The following is a 13,499-nucleotide window of genomic DNA, read 5'->3' on the forward strand; positions in this document are numbered from 1 at the left end:
TTCACAGAAGATTTTATACTTTTATAACCGATTAAACTAAAAAAAATTGATATGAAAAACATAGTAGCCATGGCATTGATGCTGTTCTTGTCGATCGCCTGTACAAATGCTCAAACGCCGAAAGAATTCGCAAAAGAAAGTCTGGATTATAAAATGGTAAGCCTGGAAGGTCAGGAAATCACCTTTAAAGACGTGCTGAAAAAATACAAAGGAAAAACCGTTGTAATTGATGTTTGGGCATCATGGTGTCCGGATTGTATCAAAGGAATGCCGAAAGTAGTTAACCTGCAACAACAGTTTACCGATGTGGTATATCTATTTATTTCGGCCGACAAAACACCGGAAGCCTGGAAAAAAGGGATCGAAAAATACAATGTAAAAGGAGAACATTACCTACTTACCGACGGTATGAAAGGAGCGTTCGGAAAATCAATAAAACTGGATTGGATTCCGCGCTACATGGTTGTAGATAAAAAGGGAAAAATTGCCTTGTTCAAAGCCATTGAAGCCGACGATGAAAATCTGATTACGACTTTAAAAACTTTAAAATAATGAGACACAGTATTGTTGCAGGAAACTGGAAAATGCATAAAAATGCATATGAAACCGAAGATTTATTAAACGAACTGATCGAGAAATTACCATCTGATAAAGAAGTGGAAATTATTGTAGCACCTACGTTTGTAAATCTGTCTTCTGCGGTACAACATTTGGAATTTACCAATATCGGTGTAGCGGCACAAAACATGCATCAGGCTGAAAGCGGTGCTTTTACGGGTGAAATCTCTGCCGATATGCTAAAAAACATCGGAGTAGATATCGTGATTCTGGGACATTCGGAAAGACGTTCCTATTTTCACGAAACCGACGCGTTGTTAGCAAATAAAGTAGATACCGCTTTAAAGCACGAAATGCGTGTTATCTTCTGTTTTGGAGAAGAACTAAAAGACCGTCAGGACAAACAGCATTTTAACGTTGTGGAAAACCAACTAAAAGACGGATTATTTCACCTGGATGCCAAAGCCTGGGAAAATATCGTATTAGCTTACGAACCGGTTTGGGCAATCGGAACCGGCGAAACCGCCACTCCGGATCAGGCGCAGGAAATGCACCGTTTTATTCGTCAGATTGTAGAAGACAAATACGGTCTTGAAGTTGCTGAAAATGTTTCCATTTTATATGGCGGAAGTGTAAAACCGGATAATGCTCAGGAAATTTTTTCCAAACCGGATGTCGACGGTGGTTTAATTGGCGGTGCAGCTCTAAAAGCAGCTGATTTTGCTGCAATTGTAAACGCTGTTTCGTAATAATCCATACGCACAATATATTTGAAAGGTTGCCTAAATCAGGCAGCCTTTTTTTATTATCCAAATCCCAACGAGAACCGTTTCGAATGACGTAGTAGAAAATACTTTTTTGCTTAACATTTAAAACCCAATATATTACATTTTTTCTATTATATTTGAAAACAAACCAACAAACAACCAATCAATTTAACAATTTTATGAAAAAATTTACTCTAATCCTTTTACTTCTCCCCTTTCTTGCATTCTCGCAAAAATTAAAAACCAAAAAGGATCGTATCCTGATTGACGAAAAAGAAGTGGCTATTTTTAAAGAACCCGTTCGCGATCAATATCAGTTATTTGATCTAAAAGGCAACAAACAATTTACCGTTGAATACAAAGGAATGTCGGAAGGCAAAACTATCCTGAATCAATGGTTACTTCTGACTTCCGCTGATGAGTCCAAAAAAACGGAAATCCCGTATGAAGTTTTGATCAACTCATTAAGTCCGTCTCGTATTATGTTTCATTTACTTTCAGCTAAATATGAATTGTTTGATGAAAACGGATTTAATCAGTCAAAAATTGATGCTTTTTTTAATACGCAAAGAGAAAGCATCAGCGACAAAACCTTAAAAACCAAAATGGAAGTTGTTTCTTCTAAAAAAGATAAACAGGAAAAAGTAGCGCGTTACCGCCCGTTTGTTAAAAATGACGGTACGATTATGTTTGGCGGTACAGCGGGAACGAATATCGTAGGAAAAGCAATGTCGTCTACTTATACCGCTTTCGGGAATAATAATACCGTAAATGTATATGATCTGGATAATGTTCAGGTGGCAACAGCCAGAGCTACAGGTAACATGAATAATGATGTAGAGGTTACTCTTTTTAATGACAGTAAATTTACATACCCGGCCGAAAAACGTTTTGCCGGTCCGGATAACAGTTCGTTCGTCAAAGAACTTATCGAAGAATTGGTTTACCGCGATATTACTTTAGGGCATCAGGCAAAAAGCTATAACCGCAATCTGATGAACGAAAAGATCAAACTGGCAAAAGAACGCAGTCGTAATATCTATAATGTAAACGGATATGCCTTTGATGAAAAAGGAACGCGTTATGACGGAATTATCACGGCTCAATTTGAAAAACTGGATATCAACCAGACCGGTGATACTCAGGTAGTCGATGCAATTGACAATTACGGAAAAAACGTTTCGATTAAATACAAAAATGAAAAAGGCAAGGAACGTACAATAACGCTATCAGCAAAAGACAATGTACGCTTTTTTGTTAAAAACAGCGATGGAAGCGAAACCGGTTACGAAGGCATGAAAGTAAAAGGCGACGCTATGAAAAAATTATCCAACGCCATGTCGTTAGGGTTTAACAATGCTTATTTTTATGAAGTAATCCATAACAGCAAAGGCAATAGTGTTTTGGTTGATCCGGTTGAAGACGATCGTTTTGTGATCAAATTAAAAAACAAGTCGGAAGGTCAAATGATCGATAAAAGAAATAATGAAAAACTGACCGTACAACTTGCCGAGTACCTTTCAGGTTGTAAAAAATTAGCCGCTGAAATAAAAAAAGGAGCTTTTGATTTGAAAAATTCAGAAAATCTAATTAATATTGTTAACGAATATAATGATTGCGAATAAAAATTAACATCCCCCATTAAAAATGCCCGTTGTTTACACCGGGCATTTTTTTATTCCGAAAACAGGAAAAACGGCTTTTCATAAGGCTTCCCGACGAATTGTTCCATCGGAATTTCTTTTTTGATCTTATATAAAGTGACCTTTTTTAGCTGAGCCGTTCCGTTTACAGCAAAACCGAATTTTCCATTATTTTGAACGATTCTTTCAGAATCTGTAAATTTTATGATTTCTTCATTATTAATCCATACAAAAAATTGATTTCCGGATTTTTGTATTTTCCAGTCGAGCCATTCTTCTTTCATCGGAATTTTCACTTTAGGTAATTTTCCGATATGTCCGGTTGTTCGGATATAACTTCTTTCTTTTTCCGGATTCGAAAACAACGAACGATCTTCTATAGCCACTCTGCTTTCAAGTTGATTGTATAAAATACCCAGATATTTTTCCTTTTGTACATTCAGCATTACCTCAAACAGATTGGATGAAGGCGTTACTAAAGTTGAAAAGGTCAGCACATAATTAGCCGGCAGTTCTTTCTTTGCGGTCAAAATAGCCCAATCACTATTTTTAATCCCTTTTACAAGCTTTTCATCCCGATTAACTTCCCAAGTCCCGTTAACCTGATTCCAATGCTTTAAACGGGCATTTGTAAACCGTTCTTCAAATACTTCCTGAAATGGTGTTTTTGGGTTCGGGATACTTCCAAACAACAAAAGCCATAATACAAGTTGTTTCATGTTTTTCAGACGTTTCTGTTCATAAAAAAAGTGGTCTAAAACCACTTCTTCTATTTTATTGTTATTATGTTAACTTTTCGCTGTTGCGATTACAAATTTCAATTTATTCCGAACACCAATTTGTAACAGATCAACTAAATCCTGCACTTGTAGGTTATACGGAATTCGCACTACTATCGTTTGTTCTTTTTGCGTTCCTAATTTTTCCAGCAATTTCGCTTCCAATTCGTCAAAAGGCACTTCATTTTTATCAACGAAATAGTGTTTATCTTCTGTAACGGAAAGACTGATGTATTGTTTGTTTGTTGTTTCCTTTGCTTCTGCCTTAGGTAACATCAAATTGATTACATTCGGATTTGCCAATGTTGATATAATCAGGAAAAACAGCAATAAAAAGAACATGATGTCACTCAAAGCAGAGGATGCTACTTCGGCGTGAAAACGTCTATTTCTTTTAATTCTCATTGGGCTTATTTGTTATTAGGCTGTTGAATTACATTGATAAATTCCAATCCCTGACGCTGAATATTCAGTGAAAAATGGTCGATCATCATATTGAAAAAGTGGTACGCTGCATAGGCAATAACCCCTACAATTAGTCCTAAACCACTACTGATCATTTTTTCGTACAAACCGCCGGAAATGTTACCGATACTGATATTTTCCGTTATCGAAATCGTATAGAAAATTTTAATTACCCCGGAAATTGTCCCGATAAATCCTAAAATCGGTGCAATACCTGCTACGATTCCTAAATAACCTAGTTTCTTCTCCATTAACCCCATTTCAATATTGGCACTTTTCTCCAAAGCCAAATCAATTTCATTGATAGGTCTTCCGATTGTATTCACACCGTTGCGCAATACCGCTCCGTAAGCTGTATTTGCTTTATCACAAATCATCGCAGCCGACTGTATATTACCGGAATTTAACTGGTATTTTAATTCATTGATCAGCGAATTATCCAATTTAGTTTGTTTTTTGATATACAAATAACGTTCGATAATGATGTATAATGTCAGGAAGAATAAAATGAAAATCGGGATTACCATTACCCCACCTTTCATGATCAACTGGAAGAAATTAACGGATTCTATCGCTGTATTCGCCACTACTGGTTCATTTACAACTGGTTCTGCCGGAACCGGGTTAGCTTGCAACAAAAAATTAAAAATCATGTTCTACAAATTCGTTTTTATTTGGGTTAAATATAAGTATTTGCTTTTTAAAATAGCAACTACTATACCATAAATAACGAAATTTAGGCGGAAAGCGTATTTTGTTTTGAAAAATTTTAGCGCATAAAAAAAGGCCCGCTAATTGCGAGCCTCTTCTATTTTGAAAAAAATGTTATTCTTCTGTCTTATTGTGACGTACTTCAATTTCTTCTCTTTCTTTTTTCGTAACCGTATCACAAAGTACCGGTGTAGCGATAAATAATGAAGAATATGTACCCACTGTAATACCTACTAACATCGCAAAGATAAATCCACGGATTGACTCACCTCCGAAGATGAACATGATTAACAATACTAATAATAATGTTAATGATGTATTGATTGTTCTTGATAATGTAGTATTAATCGATTTATTTACGATATCGTTGAAATGACCTTTTGTATTACCGGCAAGGTATTCACGTACTCTGTCAAATACAATTACGGTATCATTCATTGAGTATCCGATTACTGTAAGGATAGCCGCGATAAAGTGCTGATCCATTTCCATGTGGAACGGCATAAACTTGTAGCAAAGTGAGTAGATACCCAATACAAAGATTACGTCGTGTGCTACCGCTGCAATCGCTCCTAATGAATACTGCCATTTACGGAAAGAGATCATTAAATAAACGAATACAATTGCCATAGATCCTAATACAGCCCAGTACGAGTTCGTTTTGATATCGTCAGAAACAGCTGCACTTACTTTTGAAGCTTGTAATAATCCGATTTTTTTACCGTCGAATGTATTGATAAACTTATCATAAGTAATATTGTTTGAGTAGAAAGGTTTTAAAGCATTGTATAACTTCTCATTTACCTCTTTATCTACTTCAGAACTTGTTTCCTGAACTTTATATTTTGTTGTAATTTTCAACTGGTTAGCATCACCGAATATTTTCGCTTCTGCACTTCCGAACACTTCTTCTTTTGATAATGCATCTGCAATTTCAGATGGTTCAATTGCTTTTTCGAATTTCACCTGGAAAGTTCTACCTCCAACGAAGTCAACTCCTTCATCTAATCCGTTAATTGCAAAAGAAATACAGCTTACTACTACTACTAATCCGGAGAATAAGTACGTCCATTTTTTGATTTTTAAGAAGTCAAAGTGGAAGTTTGTAAACCAGTTTTTAGTAACTGCCGTTGAGAATTCTAATTTATTTCCTCTGCTTACACTCCAGTCTAACAACATTCTTGTAATGAAGATTGATGTAAACAATGAAGTAAAGATACCGATCAATAATGTTGTTGCGAAACCTTTAATTGGTCCTGTTCCGAAGATCAATAATACCAAACCGGTTAATACGTGTGTTACGTTAGCATCGGTAATCGATGACATCGCACCTCTCCATGTAAACGAGAATCGAACTGCTTCGTCTAGTGATTTACCTAAACGCAATTCTTCTTTTGCTCTTTCGTAGATAATGATATTCGCATCCACCGCAGTACCCATTGTCAATACGATACCCGCGATACCCGGTAATGTTAACACAGCACCTAAGCTAGCTAAGATTCCGAATAAGAATAATAAGTTCACTGCTAAAGCTACGTTTGCATACCATCCTGCTTTACCATAGTAGAATACCATCCATAATGATACTAATAATAAACCTACTAATGATGATGTGATACCGTTATCAATAGCTTCTTGTCCTAATGACGGACCTACAACTTCTGACTGTACAATTTCTGCAGATGCCGGTAATTTACCTGCTCTTAAGATGTTTGCTAAGTCTTTTGTTTCTGCTACGTTAAATACACCTGAAATTTCAGAACGTCCTCCTGCAATTGGTCCGGAAGAAACTCCCGGTGCGGAGTACACAATGTTATCTAATACAATAGCAATATTGCTTTGTTGTGTATACGCTTTTCCTGTTAACTCTTCCCATTTCTTCGCTCCTGTTGCGTTCATCTGCATGGTTACAGACGGACGTCCCATTTGGTCGAATGATTCTCTTGCATCAGTAATAACACCTCCGCTTAATGGCGGAATACCTTCTCTGTTTGCTTTTAAAGCATATAATTCTACTACGTTCGGTGATTTCGGATTTAATTTACCCCATGCAAAACGAACATAACGTTGCTCTGCCGGTAATAAAGAACGGATATCGTCTCTTTTTAAATATCCATTAACTTTTGCAGTATCTTTTGGATTAAAGTAAGCCAATACCGGACTTCCTTGTTGTCCGCCACCTACTACTAAATCCAATAACGGATTGTTTCCTTTTTTAGCAGCGGCAGAATCCGTTGCTTTATTCGTTAACAATGAATCGATTTCAGATGTTTTCGGAGCTTCTTTTGTTTCAACAGTTGCTTTTTCTGTTTTCTTTAAAACTTCATTAGCTGCTAAAAGGAAGTTTCCGATTTCGTCTACTTTATAAGTTTCCCAGAACTCTAACTGAGCTGTACTTTGTAATAATTTTGTGATACGATCTACATCTTTCGCTCCCGGAAGCTCTACTAAGATTCTTCCTGACTCTCCTAATTTCTGAATGTTTGGCTGAGTTACACCGAATTTGTCGATACGCTCTCTTAATACACGGAATGCACTTTCTACAGACTCTTCCACTTTTTTTCTAAGAACGGCTTTTACCTGAGCATCGGACATATCAAATTTGATAACATCACTTAAGTTTCTGTTTCCAAAAATTTCAGGTGATGCCAATTTTGTTCCTCCGTTCGATTCTTTATCAAAAGCGATGAAGAAAGCGTCCAAATAACTTTGGTTACCTTCTCTGTTTTTAGTTGCTTCTGCAAGCGCTTTATTGAAAACTGGATTTTTAGAATTATTCGCTAATCCTTTCAATACGTCTTTAACCGAAATCTGAAGAATCACGTTGATTCCTCCTTCTAGGTCAAGACCTTTATTAATTTGTTTAGCTCTTACTTCATTAAAAGTATGACCTAAAAAAACTTTTTCTTTACCAATAGAGTCCAAATAAGACAACTCTTTTTTAGAGTCTCCATTTGCAAAGACTTTCGCCTTACGCTCTATATTATTGGTAACAAATGTGAAGGATAGCTGGTAAATACTTACCAGTGCAAAAAGTATTGCAAAAAATTTAATGAGTCCTTTATTCTGCATTATTACTAAATATTAATTATTCATTTTTTTCAAAAACGAGCAAATATATAATTTACCAAAAGATTAACCAATTAATTTGCCAATATTATCAAAAAAAAAGACTGCTCTGCGCAGCCTTCCTTTATTTCTTCTGAATTGATTATGCTAAAACTGATTTCAAATCACCGTTCATTGCTCTGACAGCATCGGCACTCTTAGCAAAAAGTGCTTTTTCCGCATCATTAAGATCAATATTTACGATTTCTTCGATTCCGTTTTTACCGATAATACACGGCACACCGATACAAATATCATTTTGCCCGTATTCTCCTTCCAAATATACCGAACATGGAATCATTCGCTTTTGATCATTCAAGATACTATCCACAAGGAAAGCAACAGATGCTCCCGGCGCATACCAGGCTGAAGTTCCTAATAAACCGGTTAACGTAGCTCCGCCAACCATTGTATCGGCCGCTACTTTATCCAAAACGTCCTGTGACAGGAAACTTGAAACCGGACTTCCGTTATAAGATGCCAAACGTGTTAACGGAATCATCGTTGTATCACCATGACCTCCGATAACCATTCCCTGAACATCGTTAGACGGTTTATCCAATGCTTTTGATAAATAATATTTAAAACGAGAGCTATCCAATGCACCTCCCATACCTATAATTCTGTTTTTCGGCAAACCTGTCGCTTTTAACGTCAGATAAGTCATTGTATCCATCGGGTTAGAAACCACTACTATAATAGTGTCCGGAGAATATTTCAACACATTCTCTGCTACCGATTTTACAATTCCGGCATTAATTCCGATTAACTCTTCACGCGTCATTCCCGGTTTTCTCGGAATACCGGAAGTAATTACAACTACATCACTTCCCGCTGTTTTAGAATAATCATTTGTACTTCCTGAAACTCTTGTATTAAATCCTGTTGTTGTTGCGCACTGCATGATGTCCATAGCCTTACCTTCTGCAAAACCTTCTTTGATATCCAATAATACCACTTCACTTGCAATTCCTCTGTAAGAGATCACATCTGCACAAGTTGCTCCTACATTTCCTGCGCCAACTATTGTTACTTTCATAATATTTGGTAAATAAGTATTAAATTAATTTTTTTATTGAGTTACCCAATATACAAATTTTATGTACGCAAAATACACGACTAAAAAAAATCACACATTTTTAAACTTCCGGTAAACAAAAAAAGATGCCTTTCGACATCTTTTTTTTATCTGTTAATTACGCATCAATTTTAGCGTATGCTGCATTCTTCTCAATAAACTCTCTACGCGGCGGTACCTCATCTCCCATTAACATTGAGAAAATACGATCTGCCTCTGCCAAGCTATCAATAGAAACCTGACGCAATGTACGGAACTCCGGATTCATTGTTGTTTCCCACAACTGTTCCGCGTTCATCTCTCCAAGACCTTTATAACGTTGGATACCGGTTCCACCGCCCATTTTTTCAGAGATCGCATCACGTTGTGCATCCGTCCATGCATATTCTTTTTTATTTCCTTTCTTCACCATATATAAAGGTGGCGTTGCAATATATACATATCCGTTTTCAATCAGTTCTTTCATATAACGGAAGAAGAACGTCAGGATCAGCGTTGAGATGTGGCTACCGTCCACATCGGCATCACACATGATCACCACTTTATGATAACGTAGTTTTTCAAGGTTTAACGCCTTACTATCTTCCGCAGTTCCGATAGTAACTCCCAATGCTGTGAAGATATTTCGAATCTCTTCGTTTTCAAATACCTTATGATGCATTGCTTTTTCTACGTTCAGGATTTTACCTCGTAACGGAAGAATTGCCTGGAATGCACGGTCACGACCTTGTTTCGCCGTTCCACCCGCGGAATCCCCCTCGACAAGGAATACCTCACATTTTGCCGGATCCTGTTCCGAACAATCGGATAGTTTACCCGGTAATCCTCCACCGCCCATAACGGTTTTACGCTGTACCATTTCACGCGCTTTTTTAGCAGCATGACGTGCCTGCGCAGCCAGAATTACTTTTTGTACAATTATTTTAGCATCATTCGGATTTTCCTCCAGGTAGTTTTCCAGCATTTCAGCTACTGCCTGACTTACCGGCGACACTACTTCACGGTTACCTAATTTCGTTTTGGTTTGCCCTTCGAATTGCGGTTCCGATACTTTTACCGAAACAATCGCTGTCAAACCTTCACGGAAATCGTCTCCGGAAATCTCGAATTTTAATTTCTCTAATAAACCGGATGCATCCGCATATTTTTTAAGTGTTCGGGTCAATCCGCTACGGAATCCCTGAAGATGCGTTCCTCCTTCATGCGTATTGATATTATTTACGTATGAAAAGATATTTTCGGAATAACTGTTATTATAGATTAACGCTACTTCAACCGGCACCTCACCTTTGTCCGTTTCCATACTGATTACGTGACCAATGATCGGTTCGCGGTTTCCATCCAGGAATTTAACAAACTCTTTCAATCCTTCTTTCGAATGAAATGTTTCTCCTGCAAAATTTCCGTCTTTATCCGTTTCTCTACGGTCGGTTAACGTAATTGTAATTCCTTTATTCAGGAACGACAATTCACGCATACGCGCCGCTAATGTATCATAAGAATACTCCGTAGTTTGTGTAAAGATGGTTCTATCCGGTTTAAAGGTTACAATCGTACCTCTTTTTTCCGTTTCACCTATTTGTTTTACCGGGTAAATTGCTTTACCTCTTTCGTATTCCTGTTCGTATACTTTTCCTTCACGGTGAACCGTAGCTCTCAAGTGATCGGATAACGCATTCACACACGATACCCCAACTCCGTGTAAACCTCCGGATACTTTATAGGAATCTTTATCAAATTTACCTCCTGCACCAATTTTGGTCATTACAACCTCTAATGCAGAAACACCTTCTTTTTTATGAATATCAACCGGAATACCACGCCCGTTATCTTCAACAGTAATGGAATTATCCTCATTGATTGTTACCGATATAGTATCACAATGTCCGGCAAGAGCTTCGTCAATCGAGTTATCTACCACCTCATAAACCAAATGGTGAAGACCTCTTGTTCCTACATCTCCAATATACATGGAAGGACGCATTCTTACGTGCTCCATTCCTTCAAGCGCCTGAATACTGTCTGCCGAATAATTGTTTTTCTTAACTTCTTCGCTCATAATTTATATTCTAAAAAATGTATTTTTTCGTCTAACAGGCAAATATATGAAAACGCAAAGGATAATACACTAAAAATAACCCGCAATAGCCGTAAGTTATCAACAAAAACTTTTATTTATTTCTTAATTTTCTTACTTTTTATTTATTTCTCTCACTTATGAAAATAAAAAAGCACCGATACATTTTCGGTGCTTTTCAAACAAACAAACTAATCATATATGAAAAATCATACTTTTACTTTTTGGGTTGCAATTTTGGTATCAGCCATAACGTGTGCTTTGTTCGCTCTTCCGCTCGGATCCTGATTTTCCTGCCATTTCGGAATCCATTTTCGCACGGTTTTAGCCGCACTTGACTGTGGGAAATGTTTATGAAAAACAGATCTGTAATAGTACGCTTCCTTGGTTGTTGGCGTATTATGCGGGAATAACTCCGCTGCTTTTTCCAATTCTTCATCCGTTACCTGAGCCGTACCGTATTCTATCAATTTATCAATCCAGTTGTAACCTACACCATCTGAAAACTGTTCCTTCTGACGCCACAAAACACTATCCGGCAAATACGGTTTTTCCGGTGTATCAAATGCTTTTCTCAAAATGTATTTTTCGACACCGCCGTAGGTCGCCGGTTGTTTTTCTTCCGGTTTGATTTTGATGGCCAGGTTTAAAAAAGCTTTATCCAAAAACGGAACTCTGGCTTCTAATCCGTGTGCCATTGTCGATTTATCCGCACGTAACAAATCGGCGGTTGCTAATCGTTGTACTCTTTCAATGGTTTCTTTCTGAAATTCATCTACTGACGGAGCATTTCTAAAATAAAGATACCCCCCAAATATCTCATCTGCTCCCTCACCGGAAAGCACTACTTTTATTCCTAAATCGGTTATTGCTTTTGACAGAAAATACATTGGCGTACTGGCTCTTACAGACGTTACATCATAGGTTTCCAAATGCCAGATCAGTTTATCCAGAATTTTGATTCCTTCCTCCACAGTAAAATACACTTCATGATGTTCAGTTCCTAAATAATCCGCTACAGCACGAGCTGCAATCACATCAGGCGCCTGATCGTCCAAACCGATCGAAAACGAATGCAATTTCGGTCCTTTCGTTTTCGCCATCAGACGTGAAGCAATAGCCGATGTTAACGATGAATCCAGTCCTCCCGACAATAGCACTCCGATTGGCACATCACTCATTAATCGTTTGCGTACCGCTTCCGTTAACGTTTCACGGATAGCCGACAAATCAAGTTCTTCTACTGCTTTTCCGGCATCTTCCCATTGTGGTTGGTAATATTTTACAAATCCTGTTTTTGGCGTGTAATAATGTCCCGGAGGAAAGGCAGCAAATGATTTACATTGATCTGCCAATGCTTTCATTTCAGAAGCAAAATATACGGTTCCATGTGCATCAATTCCGTAATACAAAGGCTTTACACCCAACGGATCACGTCCTGCAATAAAATCATCGCCATCAATCACAACAAAAGCAAAAATCCCATCGAGCATATCACAAAATTCATAACCGTATTCCTCATATAAATGAACAATTACTTCAGAATCGGAAGTCGTACGAAAAGTATGGTGTTTTAATACGGTATCACGAAGTTTTTGATGGTTATAGATTTCACCATTGTGCACCATCCAGGCCGAATCGGTTCCCTGAATCGGTTGTTTTCCGGTTTGTAAATCTACAATTGACAAACGCTCATGGCTTAAAAAATATCCTTTTTCGGTGATATGTAAATCACTTTCATCCGGACCGCGATGCGACATTCTTTTTGATAATTGTTTTACCAAATCCGCATCAACTCCTTTTCCTATAACTGCTAATATCCCGCACATAACTTTTTCTTTAAATGGTTATTAATACGTGACAAAATTGCCTATATCAATTTTAAATAAAAACAAAAAACTTAATTTTAGTTTCATTTTAAAACATAAAACAACTTTTTAATATCAATTAGTAATTTAAACCATTCAGATTACCGCAATTGAATTAAAAATTATAAGTTGGTCGTATCCGCATTCCTTTTTAAAAACAAAAAACCCGGATAATTCCGGGCTTTCTACTTATGAAAGTGTCTTTTACTTTCGGGAATAGTCATCCAATAGTTCCTTTTCATGACTACTTAAGGATGCTATTCCTTTTTTATTTATTTTCTCCAAAATACGATCAATTTCCTTTTGTTTTTCGACTTTAGCCGCATTATACCGTTCATCCAACGTATAATTCTGCGCTTTAGAAGACGCTTTAGGTGTTGTAATTCGTATGACCGCATAAACAAGTCCGGCAACAAAAATCAGTATTGCTATTGTTATCATCGTT

At 37.2% G+C, this 13,499-nt stretch carries 11 protein-coding genes; 3 read left to right on the forward strand and 8 right to left on the reverse strand.

Features of this window, described 5'->3' with window-relative positions:
* Positions 1-51 precede the first annotated feature (51 nt).
* The 3 genes from NOX80_RS17765 (at position 52) to NOX80_RS17775 (ending at position 2,950) form a co-directional block, all read left to right on the forward strand.
* Positions 52-552 (forward strand): TlpA family protein disulfide reductase, encoded by a 501-nt coding sequence (locus NOX80_RS17765; protein ID WP_256551151.1) that lies wholly within the window; start codon positions 52-54, stop codon positions 550-552.
* Positions 552-1,307 (forward strand): triose-phosphate isomerase, encoded by a 756-nt coding sequence (gene tpiA, locus NOX80_RS17770; protein WP_256551152.1) that lies wholly within the window; start codon positions 552-554, stop codon positions 1,305-1,307. The genes NOX80_RS17765 and tpiA overlap by 1 nt, the downstream gene beginning before the upstream one ends.
* Positions 1,308-1,504: 197 nt before the next feature.
* Positions 1,505-2,950, forward strand: coding sequence for a hypothetical protein (locus NOX80_RS17775; RefSeq protein ID WP_256551153.1), 1,446 nt, complete (start codon positions 1,505-1,507; stop codon positions 2,948-2,950).
* A 50-nt stretch (positions 2,951-3,000) separates the two neighbouring features.
* Here NOX80_RS17775 and NOX80_RS17780 read toward each other — a convergent pair whose 3' ends face one another.
* The 8 genes from NOX80_RS17780 to NOX80_RS17815 form a co-directional block, all read right to left on the reverse strand.
* Positions 3,001-3,687 (reverse strand): hypothetical protein, encoded by a 687-nt coding sequence (locus tag NOX80_RS17780; RefSeq protein WP_256551154.1) that lies wholly within the window; start codon positions 3,685-3,687, stop codon positions 3,001-3,003.
* Between the two features lie 69 nt (positions 3,688-3,756).
* Positions 3,757-4,152 carry an ExbD/TolR family protein gene (locus NOX80_RS17785; RefSeq protein WP_256551155.1) on the reverse strand — a complete coding sequence of 132 codons (396 nt, stop codon included), beginning with the start codon at positions 4,150-4,152 and terminating at the stop codon, positions 3,757-3,759.
* Positions 4,153-4,157: 5 nt separating this feature from the next.
* Positions 4,158-4,865, reverse strand: a complete 708-nt coding sequence (locus NOX80_RS17790) for a MotA/TolQ/ExbB proton channel family protein (protein ID WP_371926064.1) — start codon at positions 4,863-4,865, stop codon at positions 4,158-4,160.
* 172 nt (positions 4,866-5,037) lie between these two features.
* Positions 5,038-7,995, reverse strand: coding sequence for a protein translocase subunit SecDF (gene secDF / locus NOX80_RS17795; RefSeq protein WP_256551156.1), 2,958 nt, complete (start codon positions 7,993-7,995; stop codon positions 5,038-5,040).
* Positions 7,996-8,134: 139 nt separating this feature from the next.
* Positions 8,135-9,070 carry a malate dehydrogenase gene (gene mdh, locus NOX80_RS17800; RefSeq protein ID WP_256551157.1) on the reverse strand — a complete coding sequence of 312 codons (936 nt, stop codon included), beginning with the start codon at positions 9,068-9,070 and terminating at the stop codon, positions 8,135-8,137.
* 157 nt (positions 9,071-9,227) lie between these two features.
* Positions 9,228-11,168, reverse strand: coding sequence for a DNA topoisomerase (ATP-hydrolyzing) subunit B (gene gyrB, locus NOX80_RS17805; RefSeq protein WP_256551158.1), 1,941 nt, complete (start codon positions 11,166-11,168; stop codon positions 9,228-9,230).
* A 227-nt stretch (positions 11,169-11,395) separates the two neighbouring features.
* Positions 11,396-13,015 carry an asparagine synthase B gene (asnB, locus tag NOX80_RS17810; RefSeq protein ID WP_256551159.1) on the reverse strand — a complete coding sequence of 540 codons (1,620 nt, stop codon included), beginning with the start codon at positions 13,013-13,015 and terminating at the stop codon, positions 11,396-11,398.
* Positions 13,016-13,258: 243 nt separating this feature from the next.
* On the reverse strand, positions 13,259-13,495 hold the full coding sequence (locus NOX80_RS17815; protein ID WP_256551160.1) for a DUF6576 domain-containing protein: 237 nt from the start codon (positions 13,493-13,495) through the stop codon (positions 13,259-13,261).
* Positions 13,496-13,499 lie beyond the last annotated feature (4 nt).

This window comes from Flavobacterium cerinum, assembly GCF_024496085.1.
GTDB lineage: Bacteria > Bacteroidota > Bacteroidia > Flavobacteriales > Flavobacteriaceae > Flavobacterium > Flavobacterium cerinum_A.